Genomic DNA, 22,896 nt, shown 5'->3' on the forward strand with positions numbered 1-22,896 from the left:
CCCATGCGCTCGACCCTCAAGTCGCTGATCGTCGCCGCTGCCGTCGCCGGTGCGGCCACCGCCCAGGCCGCCTCGGTGCACGTCTACAACTGGTCGGATTACATCGGCGAAACGACGCTGGAAGAGTTCGAGAAGGAAACCGGTATCAAGCCGGTCTATGACGTCTTCGATTCCAACGAAACCCTGGAAGGCAAGCTGCTCGCCGGCCGCAGCGGCTATGACGTGGTGGTGCCTTCCAACCATTTCCTCGGCAAGCAGATCCGTGCCGGTGCATTCCAGCAGCTGGACAAGAGCAAGCTGCCGAACTGGGAAAACCTCGATCCGTCACTGCTCAAGCAGCTGCAGAAGAACGATCCCGGCAATGCCCATGCCGCGCCCTATCTGTGGGGCACCAACGGCATCGGCTACAACGTCGAAAAGGTCAAGGCCGCGCTTGGTGTCGACAAGATCGACTCCTGGTCGGTGCTGTTCGAGCCTGAAAATGCGCAGAAGCTTGCCAGTTGTGGCATTGCCTTTCTGGACTCGGCGGACGAGATGATTCCCGCCATGCTCAACTACCTCGGCCTGGACCCCAACAGCGAGAATGCCGCGGACTACCAGAAGGCCGAGGAGAAACTGCTGGCCGTGCGTCCGCATGTGCGCTATTTCCACTCGTCGAAGTACATTTCCGATCTCGCCAATGGCAATATCTGCGTCGCTGCCGGGTTCTCCGGTGACGTGTTCCAGGCCGCCGCCCGCGCCGAGGAAGCCGGCAAGGGCATCGAGATCGCCTACGCCATTCCCAAGGAGGGCGGCAACCTCTGGTTCGACATGCTGGCGATCCCCGCCGATGCCAGCAACGTCGAGGAAGCCCACGCATTCATCAACTACCTGCTGCGCCCCGAGGTGATTGCCGCGGTGAGCGACTACGTCGGTTACGCCAACCCCAACCTCAAGGCGAGCGAACTGATGGATCAGGAAGTCCGTGAGGATGCCTCGGTATATCCGCCGCAGGAAGTACTGGACCGTCTGTATGTCTCGGCCGAGCTGCCGCCCAAGATTCAACGTTTGATGACCCGCACCTGGACCAAGGTGAAATCCGGCAAGTGAACCCCGGAGCCCGACCCGTCGAGCGCCCCATGGCGGCCGTGACGCGGGAAGGACATTGAAGGGTGCGTCTGACGACGCGCCCGCAGCAACGACTCATAGATAGCCCGGCTCTGGCCGGCCAACTTTTTTCATTTCGGGAGTTCGCGCATGGCCGTTGCCTCCAGCGCCTACAAGAAGGCCCTCAGTGGCGAGAGCAAGAACAAGCAGGTGCTGCTGAAGATCGATCGCGTCACCAAGAAGTTTGACGAAACGGTGGCGGTCGATGACGTCTCGCTGAGCATTCATCAGGGCGAGATCTTCGCGCTGCTGGGCGGTTCCGGCTCGGGCAAGTCGACCCTGCTGCGCATGCTGGCGGGCTTCGAGCGACCCACCGAAGGGCGCATCTTCCTCGATGGCCAGGACATCACCGACATGCCGCCGTACGAGCGGCCGATCAACATGATGTTCCAGTCCTATGCCCTGTTCCCGCACATGACCGTTGAGCAGAACATTGCCTTCGGTCTCAAGCAGGACGGTCTGCCGAAGGCCGAGATCGAGGAGCGGGTCAAGGAAATGCTCGGTCTGGTGCAGATGACCCAGTACGCCAAGCGCAAACCGCATCAGCTCTCTGGTGGCCAGCGCCAGCGCGTCGCCCTGGCGCGCTCGCTGGCCAAGCGCCCGAAACTGCTGCTGCTCGACGAGCCGATGGGCGCCTTGGACAAGAAGCTGCGCTCGCAGATGCAACTGGAACTGGTACAGATCATCGAGCGCGTCGGCGTGACCTGCGTGATGGTGACCCACGACCAGGAAGAGGCCATGACCATGGCCGAGCGCATCGCCATCATGCATCAGGGCTGGATCGCCCAGGTCGGCAGCCCGATGGACATCTACGAGACGCCGGCCAGTCGCCTGGTCTGCGAGTTCATCGGCAACGTCAACCTGTTCGAGGGCGAGCTGGTGGAGGACATGGGCGACCACGCGATCATCGCCTCGCCCGGGCTGGACAATCCGATCTACGTTGGCCACGGCATCAGCACCCGTGCGCAGGACAAGCACATCACCTACGCCCTGCGCCCGGAAAAGCTGCTGATCGGCACCGAGCTGCCGGAACTGGAGCGTCCGGGCTACAACTGGGCCAAGGGCGTCGTGCACGACATCGCCTATCTGGGCGGTCATTCGGTGTACTACATCAAGCTACCGTCCGGTGGTGTGCTGCAGGCCTTCATGGCCAACGCCGAGCGCCATGTGAAACTGCCGACCTGGGAGGAAGAGGTGTACGTCTACTGGTGGGATGACAGCGGCGTGGTGCTGCAGGCATGAGCCGCTCGCCCTTGAATACCGGACGCCGACTGGTCATCGGCGTGCCCTTCCTGTGGCTGTTCCTGTTTTTCCTGCTGCCGTTCGCCATCGTGCTGAAGATCAGCTTCGCCGAGGCCGACGTGGCGATTCCGCCGTACACGGAAATCTTCCGTTACGCCGAGCAGCAGCTGCAGGTACTGATCAACCTGGGCAACTACATCTTCCTCAGCGAGGACGAGCTGTACCTGGCCGCTTATCTGGGCTCGCTGAAGATCGCCTTCTTCAGCACGCTGCTCTGCCTGGTGATCGGTTACCCCATGGCCTATGCCATCGCCCGCGCGCGCAAGGATCTGCAGACCGTGTTGCTGCTGCTGATCATGATGCCGACCTGGACCGCCATTCTGATCCGCGTCTACGCCTGGATGGGCATCCTCAGCAGCAATGGCCTGCTCAACAGCCTGCTGCTGGGCATGGGCCTGATCGACCGGCCGTTGCAGATCCTCAACACCGACGTGGCGGTGTACATCGGTGTGGTCTATTCGTACCTGCCGTTCATGATCCTGCCGCTCTACGCCAACCTGGTGAAGCACGACCCGAGCCTGCTGGAGGCCGCCTCCGACCTGGGCGCGCGCAACCTCACCAGCTTCTGGAAGATCACCGTGCCGCTGTCGAAGAACGGCATCATTGCCGGCTGCATGCTGGTGTTCATCCCGGTGGTGGGCGAGTTCGTCATTCCCGAGCTGCTCGGCGGCCCGGAGACGCTGATGATCGGCAAGGTGCTGTGGCAGGAGTTCTTCAACAACCGCGACTGGCCGGTGGCCTCGGCACTGGCGGTGGTGATGCTGGCGATCCTGCTGGTACCGATCATCCTGTTCAACAGGAACCAGGCTAAGGCACTGGAGGGCAAGCTATGAAACGCTGGAGCTTTTCCAACCTGATCCTGGTCCTTGGCCTGCTGTTCATCTACCTGCCGATGGTGATCCTGGTCATCTACTCGTTCAACGCCTCGCGGCTGGTGACGGTGTGGGGTGGCTGGTCGCTGAAGTGGTACACCGGCCTGCTCGACAACTCGCAGCTGATGGGCGCGGTGATGCGCTCGCTGGAGGTCGCCGCGTACACCGCGGTCGCTGCGGTGGCGCTGGGCACCATGGCCGCCTTCGTGCTGACGCGCATCCCGGTGTTCCGTGGCCGCACGCTGTTCGGCGGGCTGGTCACCGCGCCGCTGGTGATGCCCGAGGTGATCACCGGTCTGTCCCTGCTGCTGCTGTTCGTGGCCATGGCGCAACTGGTCGGCTGGCCGGCCCAGCGCGGCCTGGTGACCATCTGGATCGCGCACACCACGTTCTGCTCGGCCTACGTCGCGGTGGTGGTGATGGCGCGTCTGCGTGAGTTGGACCTGTCCATCGAAGAAGCGGCGATGGACCTCGGCGCGCGGCCTTGGAAGGTGTTCTTCCTGATCACCATGCCGATGATCGCGCCGTCGCTGGCGGCGGGCGGCATGCTCTCCTTTGCTCTGTCGCTGGACGACCTGGTACTGGCGAGCTTCGTCTCCGGTCCCGGCTCGACCACCCTGCCGATGGAGATCTTCTCCGCCGTGCGCCTGGGCGTGAAGCCGGAGATCAATGCCGTGGCCAGCCTGATCCTGCTCAGCGTGTCGCTGGCGACCTTCCTCGCCTGGTACCTGACCCGGCGTGCCGAGAAGCGTCGCATCCGCGCCATGCAGCAGGCGATGGACGAGAGCAACAGCAATCCCACCTGGCGCCAGGTGATCGACAGCCGCAAGGTGATGGTACCGCCCTCGGCGCATAGCTAAGGTTTGAGCAACAAAGAAAGGGCGCATTGATGCGCCCTTTCTCATCCCGTCCATCGCCCAGCATGCGAGGCCGCGATCCTTGCCTCACCGCTGCCAGTCGCAGAAGCAGGCCACCGCCAGCGAATGGGTTGCGCGTACCTTGCGGCCGGCAAGGACCGCGTCGAGGATCGGCTCGACGAAGCTGTTGTCCGAGGTGCACACCGCGCCCTCGCTGTAGGGGCCGATGTAGACCAGTTCGCCGCTCTGGTCCCAGATGCCAACTGCCGGGCTGGCCGGTAGCTGCTCGGCGCCGATGAGCCCGTCGAGTGGCTTCAAGGCCGCCAGCGGTTGCGGCAGGCGACCCTTGCTGCCGGGCTTGCGCACCTCGTAGAAGTCCACGGGCTGACCGGCGAAGCGCTGCAGCAACTCCTGCAGGTGCTGCTGGTTGCCGACGTTGCACGGGCAGCCAGGGTCCCAGAAATGCACGAAGCGCACCGGCCCCGGGCCCTGCAGCGCGGCGGGTAGGCGCAGGGCGTCGCCGGAGAAGAGTTCGGCGCGCTCGCCCTCGAAGGTGCGCAGGTAGCGCGCCTCGAACCACCAGAACGCGGCGAGCATGGCGGCGCCCCAGAGCAGGGCGATCAGGGCGGCGATCAGGTATTTGCGACGTGCGCTCATGGCAGGTTCCTGGCTGGGTGCGCAAGCTTGCCATGACGCGCTGCAGAGCTGAATATCCGGAGTCCCAGCCAGCCGAAGAAAGTCGATGTCCACGCTCATCCAGCCCGATCGATTGCGCAACAGCCTGCCCGCCCTGAGCGAGGCCACCGAGGCTTCGGCCGAGGCGCTGCACTATCAGGCCTACTACGGGCTGGACCTGCCACACCGGGGCAGGGTGCAGCGGCGTCTCGGACGCTTTCGCGTGCACGACTACGATGTCGTCGCCCAGGCCTGGTGGCCCGAGCAGCCGCACGCCAGTCTGCTGGTTCTGCATGGGTATTACGATCACATGGGGTTGTACCGGCACGTGGTCGACTGGGGCCTGGAGATGGGTTTTGCGGTGCTCGCCTGCGACCTGCCCGGCCATGGACTGTCCAGCGGGCCGCGCGCCAGCATCAACGAATTCGATGAGTACCAGGCGGTGCTTTCCGGACTCTTCGAGCAGGCCCGTCGGCTCGATCTGCCACGGCCGTGGCATCTACTGGGCCAGAGCACCGGCGGCGCCATCGCGCTGGATCATCTGCTGCATCAGGAGCCGCTCGGCGACCTCGGGCGGACCATCCTGCTGGCGCCGCTGGTTCGCCCGCGGGCCTGGCTGCGCTCGCGCATCAGCTACGAGCTGGTGCGGCGTTTCGTTCAGCAGATTCCGCGGACTTTCAGCGAAAACTCCAGCGACCCCGGCTTTCTCGAGTTCGTGCAGACCCAGGACCCGCTGCAGCCGGACATCCTGCCCACCGCCTGGGTCGGTGCGCTGTCGCGCTGGATTCCGCGCATCGAGCGGGCCGCGGACAGTGCTCAGGCTCCGCTGATCGTGCAGGGTGAGGCGGACATGACCGTGGATTGGCAGTACAACCTGCCGGTGCTGCAGCGCAAATTTGCCGGTGCCGAGGTGCTGCGTCTGCCGGAGGCACGGCACCACCTGGCGAACGAGCGCGAGGAGCTGCGCGGGGCCTACTTCGACTTTCTGCGCGAGCGCCTGAAATAGTCCGACGCGGCGGTCAGATACCCTGCTGCGGCTCCAGCTCGGCGCCGCTCATGCCCACCGCCAGGCCCGCACGCAGGGCTTGCAGCGCGGCCTGGTAATAGGCCTTGCCGGCTTCGGACTGGGCGAACTGTACGTACTCCTCCAGCTCCGCGTCGGACAGCTCGCGATAGACGTAGAGCAGGGTATTGTCCAGATCGGCCTCGATCTGCTGGATCATTCGCTGACGCTGGCTGCTCAGCAGGTTCTGCGCCTGATTGCCGCCCAACAGGCCGGGAATCATCTGGCTGAGACTGTCGGCGGCGACACCGGCCAGCGCCAGGCTGACTTCCGCACCCGCCTCGCTGGCCGGGATGGCCTGGGCCAGATGGCGAATCAGCAGCTGCCGGTTGCTTTCGGCCGTCACCCGCGGCAGGCCGTCGGTATGGCGCGCCAGCTGTTCCCGGCGTGCGGCCAGCACCTCGGCCGAGACGATCTTGCGCCCCAGCGGGGACTGGAAGAATTCCAGCGCCGGTTGCGGGTCGGCCAGATGCTCGCGCAGCGCGCGCTGCGCCCGCTGGTCGATGGCATGGGAGGCGAAGCGGCGATTGCTGTTGGTCACCAGGGCCTGGAATACCGCCGGTGGCAGGGTGTCCTTGTAGCGCTGCTGCGCGGCAGTCAGGGCATCGGCGAAATTGGCCCGCTGTTCGGTCCAGCCGGCGGTTTCGTAGAGCTCTTCATAGGTGTCGGCGAAGCTGGCGAGGCTGAAGGTCAGCAGTACACAGGTCAAGAGGGCGCGCATGGAAGCTCCTGTCTGGCGGGCGGTTCATTTTCCGTGCCCCGACGCGTGCTTGTCGAGGCGCGCGAGTTGCTGCTGCCATTTGGCGCAGCATCGCTGCTTGTGGCGGAGTCTCAACAGACCCTAGACTCGTTCGGTATCCCATCGGAGTCACTTCCTTGCAGTTCTCTTCGATCATCGACGACCTGGCCGAGCGCGGCTGGTCGCTGCAGAGTTCTTTCCTTCCCAGTGATGTGACCCACAAGCTGGCCGACGAGTGCCGCAAGCGCGAGGCCGAGGGCGCACTGGCCCCCGCCGGCGTCGGCCGCGGCGAGGCGCAGGCGGTGCGCGAAGGCATTCGCAGCGACCATATCCAGTGGCTGGAACCCGGCCAGTCGCCGGTCTGCGACGACTATCTCGAAGTCATGGATGGTCTGCGCCAGCAGCTCAACCGCGAGTTGTTCCTCGGACTCGAGGAGTTCGAGTGCCACTTCGCCTTCTATCCGCCGGGTGCCTTCTACCAGACCCATCTGGACCGTTTTCGCGATGACGACAGCCGCTCGGTAACCGCCGTGCTGTACCTGAATCCGGACTGGCAGCCCGCCCATGCCGGCGAACTGCGCATGCACATGCCGGACGGTTCACAGCTGGACGTGCCGCCGTTGGCCGGCAATCTGGTGGTGTTCCTTTCCGGCGAGTTTCCCCACGAGGTGCTGGTCACCCAGGCCGATCGCCTGTCACTGACCGGCTGGTTCCGTCGTCGCCCGGCCGACCCGCTGGCGGTCTGACCCCCCGCCCGAGGTTTCTCCCGGCGAAAAAAAGCCCGGCGCGAAGGCCGGGCTGAAAAGCAGGAAGGCTGTGCTGGCGGGCTACATGCCCAGCCAGTTCGGCAGGGCCAGGGAGATCGATGGCACGTAGGTGATGATCACCAGGAAGCTCAGCATCAGTGCCAGCCATGGCAGCACCGCGCGGATCACCTGGGTCACCGGCATGCCCGTCACCGCCGAGGCGACGAACAGGTTCAGCCCCACCGGTGGTGTGATCAATCCGATCTCCATGTTCACCACCATGATGATGCCCAGGTGGATCGGGTCGATGCCCAGCTGGACGGCGATCGGGAACAGGATCGGTGCCAGGATCAGGATGATCGCCGACGGCTCCATGAAGGCTCCGGCGACCAGCAGCACGATGTTCACCACCAGCAGGAACATCCACGGCTGCAGGCCGGCTTCGATCACCCAGGCAGTGATCGCCTGCGGGATCTGCTCGGTGGTCAGCACGTGGGCGAACAGCATGGCGTTGGCGATGATGAACATCAGCATGATCGACAGCTTGCCGGACTCCAGCAGCACTTTCGGGCAATCGCGCAGGGTGATGTCCTTGTAGACGAACAGCGCGACGAAGGCCGAATACACCGCCGCCACCGCCGCCGCTTCGGTCGGGGTGAACATGCCGGAGTAGATACCGCCGAGGATGATCACCATCAGCAGCAGGCCCCAGATCGCCTTGCGTGCGGCGCTCAGCCACTCGCGGAAGCTCGCCCGCGGCAGGGCCGGCAGGTTCTTCTTCACCGCGATGATGTAGATCGCCACCATCAGCGCCAGGCCGAGCATGATGCCCGGGACGACACCGGCCATGAACAGCTTGCCCACGGAGGTCTCGGTCGCGGCGGCGTAGACCACCATGACCACCGACGGCGGGATCAGGATGCCCAGGGTACCGGCGTTACAGACGATGCCGGCGCCGAAGGCCTGCGGGTAACCGGAGCGCACCATGCCGGCGATGGCAATGGAGCCGACCGCAGCCACGGTGGCTGGCGACGAACCGGACAGTGCGGCGAACAGCATGCACGCCAGCACCGCACCGATGGCCAGGCCGCCACGGATGTGGCCGACGCAAGCATTGGCGAAGTCGATCAGGCGACGGGCCACGCCACCGGTGGTCATGAAGGCGCCGGCCAGCAGGAAGAACGGAATGGCCAGCAGGGTGTAGTGCTCGGAGGTCTCGAACAGCTTGATCGCCAGCGAGCGCACCGAGTCCTGGCTGAAGATCATGATGGTCAGCGAGCCGGCCAGGCCCAGGGAAACGGCCACCGGCACACCGATGAACATCAGTGCGAAGAGGGCGACGAACAGGAACAGGATGGTCATTGCTTGGGCTCCTCTTCGCCGTGCTTGAGCGCATCGGCCGCTTCATCGGCGAGGCCGAGGCCGGTCTGCTCGTTGCGCAGGATGCGCACGAAAATTTCGGCGAAACGGATGAACACCATGGCGAAACCGAACGGCACGATCAGGCCGATGTGCCACTGCTTGACGCCGATGTGGCCCAGGTCCTCGGCGCCGATGTTGGCGATGAACAGGGTCTGGATCCACTCGAAGCTGGCCACGGTCAGCAGACCGGCGTAGCCCAGGCAGAACAGGCAGGCGATGATGCCGATGACACGCTGGATATGACGCGGCGCCAGCTTGACCAGCGCGTCGACGCCGATATGGCCGGCGGTACGCACGCCATAGGCCAGGCCGGAGAAGATCAGCCAGGCGAACAGCGCCTTGGTCAGCGCGGTGCTCCAGGTCATGGACTGGGCCAGACCGATGATGAAGTCACCGATGGCGAACCAGAAGTCGGCGGTGCCTTCGAAGCGGTCGCCCAAGTCGTAGAACAGCGTGTAGAGGTTGTTGAGGATCACGTAGACGAAGGTCACCAGTGTCATGGCGGCCAGCAGAAAGGCGATGAAGCCTTCCTCGAAGTGGTCCCAGACGCGCCAGAGGGCGTTCATGGATGGCATCTCCCGATGGACTGCGGTTGTATCGAAAGGGCAGCACGGAGGTGCGCCGTGAACCAGCCGGGCAGGCTGGGAGACAGAGCAATGAAAAACTCTTGTTGTGGCCAGTGAAGCGGCCCAGCCCGGGATCACCTCGGCATGGCCTTCCTGCCCTTGGTGCGGGCCTGGTCTTCGCTAGCGGCTTTGTTTTTTCACTGAGCTGTCGGGTATCGCTGAGTGGTACGGCCGAGGAGCGGGGTGGCCGCCCCTCGGCAAAGGCTTAGTTGGCCTGGTTGGCGGCTTCGGCGGCCTTGATCAGGTCGGCACCGATTTCGCCTTCGAACTTCTTCCAGACCGGCTTCATGGCTTCGCGCCACATTTCGCGCTGCTCCGGAGTCAGGTACAGGATTTCGGTGGTGCCGGCGTCGAGAATGGCCTGCTTGGCTTCCTCGTTCAGGTCGTCGGCCTGCTTGTTCACCTCGACGGTGACCTCGTTCAGGATGCTTTCCAGCTCGCTGCGCACGTCGCTCGGCAGGCCGTTCCAGAACTTGGTGTTGGTGATCACCATGTAGTCCAAGAGACCGTGGTTGGACTCGGTGATGTACTTCTGCACTTCGTGCATCTTCTGCGAGTAGATGTTCGAGTAGGGGTTCTCGGCACCATTGACCACGCCGGTCTGCAGGCCCTGGTAGACCTCGGCGAAGCTCATCTTGCGCGGGTTGGCGCGCAGGGCCTTGAACTGCTCGTCCAGTACGGCGGAAGCCTGTACGCGGAACTTCAGGCCGCGGGCATCCTTCGGCTCGCGCAGCGGCTTGTTGGCCGACAGCTGCTTCATGCCGTTGTGCCAGTAGCCCAGGCCGGTGATGTTCTTGTCTTCCATCGAACGCAGCAGCTGCTGGCCGGCTTCGCCCTTCTGGAAGCGGTCGACTGCTGCGATGTCGTCGAACAGGAACGGCAGGTCGAAGACCTGAACGCCCTTGGAGTAGTGTTCGAACTTGGCCAGCGACGGTGCGATCAGCTGCACGTCGCCCAGCAGCAGGGCTTCCATTTCCTTGCCATCACCGAACAGCGAGGAGTTCGGGTAGACCTGAACCTCGACTTTGCCCGGCAGACGCTCTTCCACCAGTTTCTTGAACATCAGGGCGCCCTGGCCTTTCGGCGTGTTCTCGGCGACCACGTGAGAGAACTTGATGACGATCGGGTCGGCGGCGTGGGCCAGACCAGCGATGCTCAGCGACAGGGCGCATGCCAGCGCCTTGGCAGTCAGTTTGAACATTGATGTTTCCTCTTGTTGGAGTGGGAGGCCTCGGGGCATCCCGGCAGTAACCAGCTGGGCAAGTCTAGGCCCAATGGCCTGGATGCGATGCACGATCGTGACTCGATCCATCCGGTTCATCGGGTTTCAGGAGCAATGCCTGTGCCAACCGCTGGCACAGACACCTGAAGCCAGCGAGTTTACCCAGCAATCGATCAAGGTTTGAATGGCCAATTGCCAACAAGCGCGTCTAGGTCGCACCTTTGCGCGGGGTGAGCAGGCCATCCGCGGTTGGCCTTGCAGGGAGGGCCGGGATTGGCAGTCGAGGCCCGAGGCGGCGGTCAAGGATGGCGGATGTCCGCCATCCAGTCGTTTTCGTCGGGCGAGCTTCCGCCAGCACCGGTAAAGCTCAGGCCATGCTTGCGCAGCTTGTCATGCAGTGTCTTGCGCGGCAGGCCGAGCGCTTCGGCAACGCTGCGCAGCGAACCGTGTGGGCGGTTCAGTTCAGCGGCGATCAGCGCGCGCTCGAAGGCTTCGACCTGTTCGCCCAGGCTGCCGCCGCCGGCCAGGCCGGCGCTCGGCTCGCTGCCTGGCCGCTCCAGGCCCAGGCCGAGCCCGAGGGCGAAGCGCTCCGCGGTGTTCTGCAGCTCGCGCACGTTGCCCGGCCAGGTGTGCTGCAGCAGCATGGCACGCTGCCCGGGCTGCAGTTCGCGAACCGGCAGGCCGTGGCGCTGGGCGGCGGCCTCGGCGAAGTGCTGAAACAGCAGAAGGATATCCTCGCTGCGTTCACGCAGCGAAGGAATGCGCAGGGGTGCGACGTTTAGCCGGTAATAGAGGTCGGCGCGGAAGCGGCCCTGGTCGGCGGCGACGCGCAGGTCTTCCTTGGTTGCGGCGATGACACGGATATCCAGGGCGATCGACTGGTTGCCGCCGAGGCGTTCGACCACGCGCTCCTGCAGCAGGCGCAGCAGCTTGACCTGCAGATCCAGGCTCATGCTCTCGATCTCGTCGAGAAACAGGGTGCCGCCGTTGGCGAACTCGAACTTGCCGATCCGGCGTTTCTGCGCGCCGGTGAACGCGCCGGGCTCGTGGCCGAACAGCTCGCTCTCCACCACCGACTCGGCCAGGGCACCGGCATTGATCGCCACGAACGGGCCGTTGCGTCGGCTCGACAGGTCGTGCAGCGCGCGCGCCACCACCTCCTTGCCGGCCCCGGTCTCGCCAAGAATCAGCACGTCGGCCTGGGTTCCGGCCAATGCGCCGATCTGCTCGCGCAGGCGCAGCATCGCCCGGGACTGGCCGAGCAGGCGTGCCGACAGCTGCTGGCGGTCGGCCAGGGCCAGGCGCAGGGAGCGGTTGTCCAGCACCAGCTGGCGCAGCGCCAGGGCACGCCGCACGCTGTCCAGCAGCGCCTCGCTGGGGAAGGGCTTTTCCAGGAAATCGTAGGCACCGGCGCGCATGGCCTGCACCGCCAGCTGGATGTCGCCGTGACCGGTGATGAGGATCACCGGCAGCTCGCTGTCGCGTGCCCGTAACTGTTGCAGCAGCTCCAGTCCGTCGATGCCAGGCATGCGGATGTCGCTGACTATGACCCCCTGCCACTCCGCCGGCAGGCGTGCGGCCAGGTCGCGGGCGTCGCCCAGGCTGGCCACCTTGAGCCCGGCCAGGTCCAGGGTCTGGCTCAGTGCCTGGCGCAGATGCGGATCGTCGTCGATCAGCACCACCTGGGCCTGGGTGCTGATCGGGGTGTCGCTGCTCATTGGAAATGGTCCTCGGTGGGAAAGGCCACGCCGGGTTCGGCGCTACGCAGGAACAGACCGAGCTGGGCGCCGCCCTCGGCATGATTGCTCATGCGCAGCTCGCCGCCCAGGGCGCGGGTGAGGGTATCGCAGATCGCCAGGCCGAGGCCCAGCCCCTGGGTGCTGGTCTTGGTGGTGAAGAAGGGTTCGCGGGCGCGCTGCAGCGCCTCGGCGGAGAAGCCCGGACCGTTGTCGCGCAGGGTCAGCAGCACGCCGTCGCCCTCCAGCTCGGCGCGCAGCCAGATGCGCCGCGGCTGGGGCCGTTCACCGAGGGCGTCGAGAGCGTTGGCCAGGAGATTGGCGAGGATCTGCCGCAGCCGCGTTTCGCCAGCCTGCACCCACAGCGTCGCCTCCGGCAGGTCGCGGATCAGCTCGACGCCCATGGCCTGGCGGCGCTTGGCCAGCAGTGCCAGCGCATCGTCCAGCGCGGGCTGCAGCGCGACCCGTTCCGGTGCGTGCTGATCGCGACGGGCGAAGGCGCGCAGGTGGGCGATGATCGAGGCCATGCGCGCGGTCAGCTCGCTGATCAGCCGCAGGTTGTCGCGCGCCTCGTCGACACGCTCATGGTCAAGCAGTACGCGGGCGTTGTCGGCATAGCTGCGGATTGCTGCCAGCGGCTGGTTGAGTTCGTGACTGATGCTCGCCGACATCGTGCCCAGCGCCGATAGCTTGCCGGCCTGCAGCAGTTCGTCCTGGGCGCGCACCAGCTCCTGCTGGGCCTGTTCGCGCTCGAGCACCTCGACCTTGAGCCGGCTGTTCAGCGCCTCCAGGTCGCGGGTGCGCTCGAGCACGCGCTGCTCCAGCTGTTGGCGTGCCTGGCTGTCCAGCGCCAGCCGTTCGAGGAAGTGCCGGCGACGCTGCATCAGCAGGCCGAGCCAGAGCAGCAGCGCCAGCAGGGTGGCGGCGCCGATCGCGACCACGGTGCGCACGGGGCGCTCGACCAGGCTGACCGGCGCGAGGATGCGCACCGTCCAGCCGGTCTCCTTCAGCTCGCGGCTCTGGATCAGCCAGGCGTCGATATTCAGCGTCAGGTCCTGCGGGTAGAGCGTCGGGTAGGGCTGATCGAAGGCGATCTGCTCGCGCTCGTCCACGCCCAGCCCGCGGGTGGCGCGGAAACGCCAGTCGGGCCGCGAGGTGAGGATCACCACGCCGAAATTGTCGGTCACCAGCAGCTGCTCCGGGGTGCTGCCCCACAGCGTCTCGGTGTGATCCAGATCGACCTTGACCACCAGCACGCCGAGCACCTGGTCGCCGTCGCGCACCGCCGCGCCGAAGTAATAGCCGCGCTTGCCGGAGGTGGTGCCGAGGCCGAAGAAGCGCCCAAGACGTCCCTCCATGGCCTGGCGGAAGTAGGGGCGGAAGGCGAAGTTGCGATCGACGAAGCTGTCTTCCTCGTCCCAGTTGGAAGCGGCCAGGGTGTTGCCGTCGGTCGCCATCAGGTAGATCACGTCGGCGCCGGTCTGGTTGCGCAGGCGCTTGAGCAGCCGGTTGGCGTTGTCGCGGACCTGGGGCGAGTCCTGCTGCAGCACGGCGCGCAGGGCGGGCAGGTCACCAAGGATGCGCGGCAGCACCTCGTAGCGGTTGAGCGTGCCGAGCAGGTTGGCGACGTACAGGTCCAGGGTCTGACGGTTCTGTTCGGTCAGCTCGTTGCGGTAGTAACGCTCGGCGAGCTGCTGCAGCGGCCAGAGCAATGGCGCCAGCAACAGGGCCAGCAGGGCGAGATTGCGCCAGCGGGGGCGGCGGGGAGCGAGAAGTGCGGTCATGCATGAGGCGCCTGGATGTCGGGCGCATTATGCACGCTGCGCGAGCCGACGTTCAGCGTCGCGGCTCGTGGCAACCCGATGGATCGGGCTGCAGGCGCAGTCGGCTCAGCGGCCGACGGCGACCGGCTGGCGCGCGTCGTCGGCTTCGAGGTCGCGGGCCCGGGTGCAGCACTCGTGCAGGGCGGTTTCCCAGTCCGGCAGCTGGACGCCCCAGTCCTGCTGCAGCCGTGCGCAGTTGAGCCGCGAATTCAGCGGCCGCTGCGCCGCGGTCGGGTAGTCCTTGGACAGGATCGGGGTGATCTCGGCACGCAGGCGTCCTTCCTGGCGCAACCGCTCGGCGATGCTGCAGGCAAAGCCGTACCAGGAGGTCTCGCCGCTGGCGGTGAGGTGATACAGCCCGCTCGGCCCGGCCTGCCCGGTGTTGCGCTTGCGCACCAGTTCCGCGGTGACGCGGGCGATGGTCGCGGCCCAGGTCGGCGCACCGACCTCGTCGCTGACCACCGACAGCGCATCGCGCTCCTGCAGCAGGCGCTGCATGGTCAGCAGGAAGTTCTTGCCATGTCGCGAGTAGACCCAGCTGGTGCGCAGGATCAGGTGTTCGCCGCCGACGGCCTGGATCGCCTGCTCGCCGGCCAGCTTGCTGGCGCCATAGACGCCCAGCGGGTGCGGCGCGTCGTGCTCGTCGTAGGGTTCGGCCTTGCGGCCGTCGAACACGTAGTCGGTGGAGTAATGGATCAGCGGCACGCCGAGGCGCGCGGCTTCTTCGGCGAGCACCTGCGGGCCGCGGGCATTGATCGCGAAGGCCTGCTCGCGGCGGGTTTCCGCCGGGTCGACCGCAGTGTAGGCCGCCGCGTTGATGATCAGGTCCGGACGCAGCAGGCGCACCTGTTGGCGGATCTGCTCGGGATCGGCCAGGTCCATGGCGTTGTGCCCCAGGGCCAACGGTTTGCCGACACCGGCGAGTTCGAGCTGCAGTTCTCGGGCGAGCTGGCCTTTGCTGCCGGTGATCAGGATTTTCATGGAAACAGCTCCGCGTCGCGCAGCAGCTTGCCGGCCTGGTCCTTGGCGGACAGTTGTGGCGCCTCGTCGAAGGGCCATTGGATGCCGAGCTCGGGGTCGTTCCACAGCAGGCTGCGCTCATGCTCAGGCGCGTAGTAGTCGGTGGTCTTGTAGAGGAACTCGGCGCTTTCGCTGAGCACCACGAAGCCGTGTGCGAAGCCTTCGGGGATCCACAGTTGTCGCTGGTTTTGCGCGCTCAGGTGGGTGCCGAACCAGCGGCCGAAGCTCGGCGAGCTCTTGCGCAGGTCGACGGCGACGTCGAATACCTCGCCGGCCACTACCCGCACCAGTTTTCCCTGCGGCTGCTGGATCTGGTAATGCAGGCCACGCAGCACGCCGCGCTGCGACTTGGAGTGGTTGTCCTGGACGAACTGACGCTTGAGCCCCGTGGCCGCTTCGAAAGCGGCCGCGTTGAAGCTCTCGTAGAAGAAACCGCGTTCGTCGCCGAAGACCTTGGGCTCGATGATCAGTACGTCGGGAATGCTGGTTTCGACGACCTTCATGCGTCTTCACCCGCCAGCTTGAACAGGTACTGGCCGTAGCCGGTCTTGCCCAGCGCATCGGCGCGGCGCAGCAGCTGCTCGCGGTCGATCCACTTGTGCTGGTAGGCGATCTCCTCCAGACAGGCGACCTTCAGGCCCTGGCGGTGCTCGATGGTCTGCACGTACTGCGAGGCTTCCAGCAGGCTGTCGTGGGTACCGGTATCGAGCCAGGCGAAGCCACGGCCGAAGCGTTCGACATTGAGATCGCCGCGCTCAAGGTAGGCCATGTTGACGTCGGTGATCTCCAGTTCGCCGCGCGGCGAGGGCTTGATCGACTTGGCGATCTCGATCACGTCGTTGTCGTAGAAGTACAGGCCGGTCACTGCGTAGCTGGACTTCGGCTTCTTCGGCTTCTCTTCGATGGACAGCGCCTTGCCGTCCGCGTCGAAGTCGATCACGCCGAAGCGCTCCGGATCCTTGACCCAGTAGCCGAACACCGTGGCGCCCTTCTCCTGACGCGCGGCGCGCTGCAGCTTCTCGGTGAAGTGCTGGCCGTGGAAGATGTTGTCGCCGAGGATCAGGCACACCGAATCGTCGCCGATGAACTCTTCACCGATCAGAAAGGCCTGGGCCAGGCCGTCCGGCGAAGGTTGTTCGGCGTAACTGAAGTTGACCCCGAACTGGCTGCCGTCGCCCAGCAGGTTCTGGTACTGCGGCAGATCCTGCGGTGTCGAGATGACCAGAATGTCGCGGATGCCGGCGAGCATCAGCACCGAGATCGGGTAGTAGGCCATCGGCTTGTCGTAGATCGGCAGGAGCTGCTTGGATACGCCAAGGGTGATGGGGTGCAGACGGGTGCCGGAGCCTCCGGCCAGGATGATTCCTTTCATGCGTTCTCCAGGGCGCCGAGGCGCTCGCGTTGATAGCTGCCGTCCTGGACGCGACGGCACCATTCGAGGTTGTTCAGGTACCACCGCACGGTCTTGCGCAGGCCGGTCTGGAAGGTTTCCTGCGGCACCCAGCCGAGCTCGCGCTCGATCTTGCCGGCGTCGATGGCGTAGCGCAGGTCGTGGCCCGGGCGATCCTTGACGAAGGTGATCAGGTCTTCATAGCGGGCCAGGCCGGCGGGCTTGTTCGGCGCCAGCTCCTCCAGCAGCGCGCAGATGCCGCGCACCACATCGATGTTCTTCTGCTCGTTGTGGCCGCCGATGTTGTAGGTCTCGCCAACCCTGCCCTCGCTGACCACCTTGAACAGTGCGCGGGCGTGGTCCTCGACGAATAGCCAGTCGCGAATCTGCGAGCCATCGCCGTAGACCGGCAGCGGTTTGCCATCCAGCGCGTTGAGAATCACCAGCGGGATCAGCTTCTCGGGGAAGTGGAACGGCCCATAGTTGTTCGAGCAGTTGGTGATCAGCACCGGCAGGCCGTAGGTACGCTGCCAGGCGCGGACCAGGTGGTCCGACGAGGCCTTGCTGGCCGAGTAGGGCGAGCTGGGCGCGTAGGGGGTGGTCTCGGTGAACAGGTCGTCGACGCCGTGCAGGTCGCCGTAGACCTCGTCGGTGGAAATATGGTGGAAGCGGAAGGCCTCGCGCCGCTCGGCGGGCAGGCTCTGCCAATACGCCCGGGTAGCTTCCAGCAGCTGATAGGTGCCGACGATGTTGGTCTGGACGAACTCGGCCGGGCCATCGATGGAGCGATCGACGTGGGACTCAGCGGCCAGATGCATGATGGCGTCCGGCTGGAAGTCCAGCAGCGCCTCGCTGACCCGCTCACGATCGGCGATGTCGGCCTGGAGGAACTGATAGCGCGGGTTGTCGTCCACGCTGGCCAGCGACTCGAGGTTGCCGGCATAGGTCAGTTTGTCCAGGTTGAGCACGCTGTGCCCGGTATCGAGGATGAGGTGACGGATCAGTGCGGAACCGATGAATCCGGCTCCGCCAGTAACGAGAATGCGCATAGTGATAGGGCTTCCTTGGCGCGCTGTCGAGCATCAGGCTCTTAGCATGTCGGCACGATAGACCGGCCTTCGATACAAAAATTCCCGAAGGGTGCCGGCGGCCGGGTAACGGCTTGGTTACAGAGGTAAACACGGGCTGCTGGCCCGCCGCCAGCCCCGTGCTGCAGGGACCGCACGGCGCGGCGTTGTTGCCGGCTAGCGCAACGACACGCGCAGCCGCGACAGCGCACCGACAAAGAACACCGCGCCGATCACCGCCAGCGCCAGCAGCTGCGGCCAGATCACCGAAACGCCGGCGCCGCGGAAGAGGATCGCCTGGGCCAACTCGATGAAGTGCGTGGTCGGCGCCGCCAGCATGATGTGCTGCACCAACTCAGGCATGCTCTCGCGCGGGGTCATTCCGCCGGAAAGGATCTGCAGCGGCATCAGCGCGAGGATGATCAGCAGGCCCAGCTGCGGCATCGAGCGTGCCACGGTGCCGAAGAAGATGCCCATCGAGGTGGTGGCGAACAGGTGCAGCGCGGCGCCGCCGATGAACAGCAGCAGCGAGCCTTGGATCGGGATCTGCAGCCAGCCCTCGACGATGAAGCGCAGGGCGAAGGCCGAGGCCAGCAGCACCACCAGGCCCATCGCCCAGACCTTGGCCAGCATGATCTCGAACGGCGTCACCGGCATCACCAGCAGGTGTTCGATGGTGCCGTGCTCGCGCTCGCGTATCAGCGCGGCGCCGGTGAGGATGATCGAGAGCATGGTGATCTGGTTGATCACCTCGTTCACCGCGCCGAACCAGGCGCGCGTCAGGTTGGGGTTGAAGGCGATGCGCACCACCGCCTCGACCGGCAGCACGGGGTCGGCGCGATAGCGCTGGACGAACGTGGTGACCTCATCGTTGATGATCTGCTGGATGTGCCCGGCGCCGGTGAACGCCTGGCTGACCTGGGTGGCGTCGACGTTGAGCTGGATGGTCGGGCTGCGTCCGGCCAGCAGATCGGCCTGGAAGTCCGGCGGAATGTTCAGGGTGAAAGTATAGAGCCCAGCGTCCATGCCGCTGTCCATCTGCCACAGGTCGATGGGTTCCGGCGGCAGGAAGTAGGGCAGCTGGAAGGCGTTGAGGATACGCTGGGAGACCTGCGATTGGTCCTCGTCGACCACCGCCAGGGTGGCCCGGTGCGGCGACTCGGGCTGGGCGGTGGCGGCAGAGTAGATGGCCACGGTGAAGGCGTAGACGATCAGCACCAGCAGCGCCGGATCGCGGTACAGGCTGCGCAGTTCCTTGAGGCCGAGCTGGAAGGCGTTGCCGAGTGTGCGCATGTCATTTTTCCTGCTTGCGCAGACCGGCGACGCTGAGCAGGGTCAGCAGCGGGATCGCCAGCAGCAAGGGGATGAAGTACCAGTAGAGGTCGGCCATGCCCAACGCCTTGGAGAATACGCCGCGGCTGATGATCAGGAAGTGGCTGGTCGGGTAGATCTGGCCGAAGAAGGCACTGAGGCCCTCCTGCGCCGAGACGGGGTTGGTCAGCCCGGAGAATTGCACCGCCGGCAGCAGGGTGGCGATGGCGGTGCCGAAGATCGCCGCGATCTGGCTGTTGAGCACCGAGGATATCAGCAGGCCCAGGCCGGTGGCGCAGGTGACATAGAGCAGCGCGCCGATCACCAGGGTGAGCAGGCTGCCCTTGATCGGGATGCCGAAGACGAACACCGCCACCAATACCAGGGTGGCGAAGTTGACCATGCCCAGGGCGATGTAGGGCAGCTGCTTGCCGAGCAGGAATTCCAGGCGGGTCACCGGGGTGACGTAAAAATTGGTGATCGATCCCAGCTCCTTCTCGCGCACCACGCCGAGGGCGGTGAGCATCGCCGGGATCATCATCAGCAGGATCGGGATCATCGCCGGGACCATGGCCGGCAGGCTCTGCACGTCCGGGTTGTAGCGGTAGCGGATGGCGATGTCGGCCAGGGCGGCGCTGCTCACCCCGGCGCTGCGCGCCAGGTCCTGCAGATAACTGGCATGCAGGCCTTGCACGTAGCCCCTGATGGTGTCGGCGCGCATCGGCATGGCGCCGTCGATCCAGAACGCCACTTGGGGGGCGGCGCCGCGCTTGAGGTCACGGCCGAAGTCGGGCGGGATCTCGATGGCCAGGCTGATGTCGCCGCTGCGCAGGCGCCGGTCCATGTCGGCGGGGCCTTCCAGCGGCGCCTTCTCGACGAAATAGCGCGAGCCGGCGATATTCAGCGCATAGGCCTGGCTGGTGGTGGTCTGGTCATGGTCGAGCACCGCGTAGGTCAGATCCTCGACGTCCAGACTGATGCCATAGCCCATGATGAGCATCAGCAGCACGGTGCCGAGCATGGCCAGGGTGGCACGGATCGGGTCGCGACGCAGCTCCATGGCTTCGCGGCGGGTGTAGCTGAGCAGGCGGCGCAGGCTGAAGCGGGCGTCCAGCTCGGCGCTGCTGGCGACCATGGCCGGGCGCTCGATGGCCGACGCGGTTACCTGCGGACCGGGGCCGCTGGCGGCGCCTTCAGCCGCGGCGTCCCTTAGATAGGCGATGAAGGTCTCTTCAAGGGTCCGAAGGCCGCGCTTGCGCATCAGCGCCTGCGGCGTGTCGCTGTCCAGCACGCGGCCGGCGTGCATCAGCGAGATGCGGTCGCAGCGCAGCGCCTCGTTCATGAAGTGGGTGGAGATGAAGATGGTCACGCCGTCCTCGCGCGACAGCTGCACCAGGAGTTCCCAGAAGCCGTCGCGCGCCACCGGGTCGACGCCCGAGGTGGGTTCGTCGAGAATCAGCATCTCCGGTGCATGGATCACCGCTACCGCCAGCGACAGGCGCTGGCGCACGCCCAGCGGCAACGCCTCGGGCAGGCTGTCGACCTCGTCGATCAGTCCGAAACGCTCGAGCATCTCGCGGATGCGCGGCTCCCGGCGTTCGGCCGGCAGGTGGAACAGCCGGGCGTGCAGGTCGAGGTTCTGCCACACGGTCAGTTCGCTGTACAGCGAGAAGGCCTGGGACATGTAGCCGACGCGCTGGCGGGTCTGCAGGTCGTGCGGGTCCACCGGCTTGCCGAACAGCAGCGCCTGGCCCTCGCTGGCCGGCAGCAGGCCGGTGAGCATCTTCATGGTCGTGGTCTTGCCGCAGCCGTTGGAGCCAAGAAAGCCAAAGATCTCGCCGCGCTCGATGCGCAGGTTGACCCTGTCCACCGCGACGAAATCGCCGAAGCGCATGGTCAGATCGTGGGCTTCGATGGCGATGTCGTCGTTGGCTTGGCGCGGCGGGATTTTCAAGGCGCGGTGGCGGCTGCTCTTCTCCTTCGGCAGCAGGCGGATGAAGGCTTCTTCCAGGCTGTCGCTGGCGGTGCGCGTCAGCAGTTCGGCCGGCGTGCCGGTGGCGAGGAGGCGCCCGGCGTCCATCGCCACCAGGTGATCGAAGCGCTGCGCCTCATCCATGTAGGCGGTGGCCACCAGCACGCTCATCTGTGGGCGATCCCGGCGGATGCGCTCGATCAGCTCCCAGAACTGCGCCCTCGACAGCGGGTCGACGCCGGTGGTGGGTTCGTCGAGGATCAGCAGATCGGGGTCGTGGATCAGCGCGCAGCAGAGGCCGAGCTTCTGCTTCATGCCACCGGACAGCTTGCCCGCCGGGCGCTCGACGAAGGGTGCCAGCCCTGTGCTGCGGGTCAGCTCGGCGATGCGCCAGTGGCGCTCGTCGGCAGCCTGGCCGAACAGCCGGCCAAAGAATTCGAGGTTCTCGAACACCGTCAGCGTTGGGTAGAGGTTCTTGCCCAGGCCCTGAGGCATGTAGGCGATGCGCGGGCACACCGCGCGACGGTGGCCGGCATCGCCCATGTCGCCGTCGAGCACCCGCACCCGGCCCTGCTGCAGCTTGCGCGCGCCGGAGATCAGCGCCAGCAGGCTGGACTTGCCGACGCCGTCCGGGCCGATCAGGCCAACCATGCAACGGGCTGGCAGGTCGACGCTGAGATCGTCCAGTGCGCGGGTCTTGCCGTATTGCAGGCTGACACCCGCGACCTGCGCCACCGGCGCGAGCGGCTGGTTCATGGCGTGACGTTGACCTGCAGATGGGCGGGCCACTCGGCGTCGGCGTCCAGCTTGACGTAGGCCATGCCGGGCAGGCCGGTCTTGACCTGCTCCAGGCGCTTGTTCAGCAGCTCCGGGGCTATCCTCGCCTTGACCCGAAACATCAGCTTCTCGCGCTCGCTCTCGGTCTCCACCGTCTTCGGCGTGAACTGCGCCACGCTGGCGACATAGGTGATTCTGGCCGGGATCACATACTGCGGTACGGCATCGATCACCAGGCGCGCCTCCGAACCCATGGCGACACGGCCGGCGAGGCGCTCGGGCAGGAAGAACGTCATATAGACGTCGGCCAGGTCGACCAGGTTGAGCAGCTTGCCGCCAGCCGGAAGCACCTCGCCCGGTTGCGCCACGCGGTACTGCACGCGTGCCACGCGGTCGGTCTTCAGTTCGCTGTCACTGATGTCGGCCTGCAGGCGCGCGACGTTGGCCTGGGCCGCCTCCAGCGCCGACTGTGCCTCGATCACCTGGGATTTCGCCGCGGCGATGCCGGCCTCGGCGGACAGCACTTGCGAGCGCGAGGCGGCCAGCGCGGCCTGGGCGCTCTGCATGGCGGCCAGGTCATCGTCCAGCTGCTGGCGCGGCAAGGCGTTGCGCGCGACCAGGGCCTCGGTGCGCTGGTAGCGCTTCTGCGCGGCCGTCAGTTCGGCGCGGCGCTGGTGCACCACGGCTTCGGCGGTGGCCTTTTCGCTCTCGCGCTGGGCGACCAGTGCCTGTGCCGTGAGGATCGCGTTCTCCGCCTGGCGCACCTGGGCCCGTGCCTGGTTAAGCTGGGCCTCGAGCACTTCGGTGTCCATGCGCGCGATGATCTGGCCGGGCTGGACGAAGTCGCCCTCGTCGACGCTGATCTCGCGGATACGCCCGCCGAGCTTGGTCGCCACGTCGATCTCGGTGGCCTCGATGCGGCCGTTGCCGCTGGCGAAGCCATCGCCCAGGCCGTCGGTGCGTAGCTCAGACCAGGCGAGCAGACCGACGATCACGACTACGACGAGACCTAACAGTGCGCGGCGGAGGTTTTTCTGGGCTGGCGCTTTCATGGGCATTCCTTATCGTGAAGCAATAGTTCGCATGCTAAGCGATTGTCATGAAGGTTGCGTTTAGCCTGAGTCAATAAA

Annotated in this window: 20 protein-coding genes; 6 read left to right on the top strand and 14 right to left on the bottom strand. The window is 65.7% G+C overall.

The genetic code is table 11. From position 1 onward, the window contains the following. Positions 1-3: 3 nt before the first annotated feature. The 4 genes from VF716_RS09430 (at position 4) to VF716_RS09445 (ending at position 4,180) form a co-directional block, all read left to right on the top strand. A complete protein-coding gene (locus VF716_RS09430; RefSeq protein ID WP_011911318.1) occupies positions 4-1,089 on the top strand; it encodes a polyamine ABC transporter substrate-binding protein in 1,086 nt (361 codons plus the stop codon). Positions 1,090-1,236: 147 nt separating this feature from the next. Next, positions 1,237-2,388, top strand: a complete 1,152-nt coding sequence (gene potA, locus VF716_RS09435) for a polyamine ABC transporter ATP-binding protein (RefSeq protein ID WP_011911319.1) — start codon at positions 1,237-1,239, stop codon at positions 2,386-2,388. 11 nt (positions 2,389-2,399) lie between these two features. Beyond that, entirely contained in the window at positions 2,400-3,281 is an 882-nt protein-coding gene (locus tag VF716_RS09440) for an ABC transporter permease subunit (RefSeq protein WP_169917855.1), read from the top strand. Then, positions 3,278-4,180, top strand: a complete 903-nt coding sequence (locus VF716_RS09445) for an ABC transporter permease subunit (protein ID WP_011911321.1) — start codon at positions 3,278-3,280, stop codon at positions 4,178-4,180. Before VF716_RS09440 ends, VF716_RS09445 begins: the two co-directional genes overlap by 4 nt. Before the next feature lie 84 nt (positions 4,181-4,264). On the opposite strand, the gene VF716_RS09450 is transcribed toward VF716_RS09445, so the two are convergent. Then, positions 4,265-4,834, bottom strand: coding sequence for a DUF6436 domain-containing protein (locus VF716_RS09450; RefSeq protein WP_013981236.1), 570 nt, complete (start codon positions 4,832-4,834; stop codon positions 4,265-4,267). An 85-nt stretch (positions 4,835-4,919) separates the two neighbouring features. Here VF716_RS09450 and VF716_RS09455 point away from each other — a divergent pair, with 85 nt between their 5' ends. Continuing rightward, on the top strand, positions 4,920-5,858 hold the full coding sequence (locus VF716_RS09455) for an alpha/beta hydrolase (RefSeq protein WP_279642499.1): 939 nt from the start codon (positions 4,920-4,922) through the stop codon (positions 5,856-5,858). Between the two features lie 13 nt (positions 5,859-5,871). Here VF716_RS09455 and VF716_RS09460 read toward each other — a convergent pair whose 3' ends face one another. Continuing rightward, positions 5,872-6,636, bottom strand: coding sequence for a DUF2059 domain-containing protein (locus VF716_RS09460; RefSeq protein ID WP_125460276.1), 765 nt, complete (start codon positions 6,634-6,636; stop codon positions 5,872-5,874). Positions 6,637-6,791: 155 nt separating this feature from the next. Between VF716_RS09460 and VF716_RS09465 the strand changes: the two genes are divergently transcribed. Beyond that, positions 6,792-7,400 (top strand): 2OG-Fe(II) oxygenase, encoded by a 609-nt coding sequence (locus VF716_RS09465; protein ID WP_014595358.1) that lies wholly within the window; start codon positions 6,792-6,794, stop codon positions 7,398-7,400. Positions 7,401-7,481: 81 nt separating this feature from the next. Here the strand turns inward: VF716_RS09465 and dctM are convergent, their stop codons facing one another. The 12 genes from dctM to VF716_RS09525 form a co-directional block, all read right to left on the bottom strand. After that, positions 7,482-8,762 carry a C4-dicarboxylate TRAP transporter large permease protein DctM gene (dctM, locus tag VF716_RS09470; protein ID WP_011911326.1) on the bottom strand — a complete coding sequence of 427 codons (1,281 nt, stop codon included), beginning with the start codon at positions 8,760-8,762 and terminating at the stop codon, positions 7,482-7,484. Continuing rightward, entirely contained in the window at positions 8,759-9,388 is a 630-nt protein-coding gene (locus VF716_RS09475; RefSeq protein ID WP_011911327.1) for a TRAP transporter small permease, read from the bottom strand. The genes dctM and VF716_RS09475 overlap by 4 nt, the downstream gene beginning before the upstream one ends. A gap of 265 nt (positions 9,389-9,653) precedes the next feature. Next, on the bottom strand, positions 9,654-10,649 hold the full coding sequence (gene dctP, locus VF716_RS09480) for a C4-dicarboxylate TRAP substrate-binding protein DctP (protein ID WP_020309161.1): 996 nt from the start codon (positions 10,647-10,649) through the stop codon (positions 9,654-9,656). Positions 10,650-10,969: 320 nt separating this feature from the next. Continuing rightward, a complete protein-coding gene (locus VF716_RS09485; RefSeq protein ID WP_440552577.1) occupies positions 10,970-12,388 on the bottom strand; it encodes a sigma-54-dependent transcriptional regulator in 1,419 nt (472 codons plus the stop codon). Continuing rightward, positions 12,385-14,190, bottom strand: coding sequence for a sensor histidine kinase (locus VF716_RS09490; RefSeq protein ID WP_011911330.1), 1,806 nt, complete (start codon positions 14,188-14,190; stop codon positions 12,385-12,387). The genes VF716_RS09485 and VF716_RS09490 overlap by 4 nt, the downstream gene beginning before the upstream one ends. Positions 14,191-14,295: 105 nt before the next feature. Next, the gene (gene rfbD / locus VF716_RS09495) at positions 14,296-15,210 is read right to left on the bottom strand and encodes a dTDP-4-dehydrorhamnose reductase (protein WP_440552579.1); all 915 of its coding nucleotides are present in this window, start codon (positions 15,208-15,210) and stop codon (positions 14,296-14,298) included. Beyond that, positions 15,207-15,752, bottom strand: coding sequence for a dTDP-4-dehydrorhamnose 3,5-epimerase (gene rfbC, locus VF716_RS09500; protein WP_014595362.1), 546 nt, complete (start codon positions 15,750-15,752; stop codon positions 15,207-15,209). Before rfbC ends, rfbD begins: the two co-directional genes overlap by 4 nt. Next, a complete protein-coding gene (gene rfbA / locus VF716_RS09505) occupies positions 15,749-16,621 on the bottom strand; it encodes a glucose-1-phosphate thymidylyltransferase RfbA (RefSeq protein WP_440552580.1) in 873 nt (290 codons plus the stop codon). The genes rfbC and rfbA overlap by 4 nt, the downstream gene beginning before the upstream one ends. Further along, on the bottom strand, positions 16,618-17,688 hold the full coding sequence (gene rfbB / locus VF716_RS09510) for a dTDP-glucose 4,6-dehydratase (RefSeq protein WP_111481809.1): 1,071 nt from the start codon (positions 17,686-17,688) through the stop codon (positions 16,618-16,620). Before rfbB ends, rfbA begins: the two co-directional genes overlap by 4 nt. A 195-nt stretch (positions 17,689-17,883) precedes the next feature. Next, positions 17,884-18,999: an ABC transporter permease gene (locus tag VF716_RS09515; RefSeq protein WP_111481808.1), complete on the bottom strand. Its 1,116-nt coding sequence runs from the start codon at positions 18,997-18,999 to the stop codon at positions 17,884-17,886. Position 19,000: 1 nt separating this feature from the next. Continuing rightward, positions 19,001-21,745 (bottom strand): ribosome-associated ATPase/putative transporter RbbA, encoded by a 2,745-nt coding sequence (gene rbbA, locus VF716_RS09520; RefSeq protein ID WP_108241237.1) that lies wholly within the window; start codon positions 21,743-21,745, stop codon positions 19,001-19,003. Further along, the gene (locus VF716_RS09525; protein ID WP_020309175.1) at positions 21,742-22,818 is read right to left on the bottom strand and encodes an HlyD family secretion protein; all 1,077 of its coding nucleotides are present in this window, start codon (positions 22,816-22,818) and stop codon (positions 21,742-21,744) included. Before VF716_RS09525 ends, rbbA begins: the two co-directional genes overlap by 4 nt. Between the last annotated feature and the right edge of the window lie 78 nt (positions 22,819-22,896).

It is taken from the genome of Stutzerimonas sp. Brlt_14 (assembly GCF_051948915.1).
GTDB classification, from domain to species: domain Bacteria; phylum Pseudomonadota; class Gammaproteobacteria; order Pseudomonadales; family Pseudomonadaceae; genus Stutzerimonas; species Stutzerimonas stutzeri.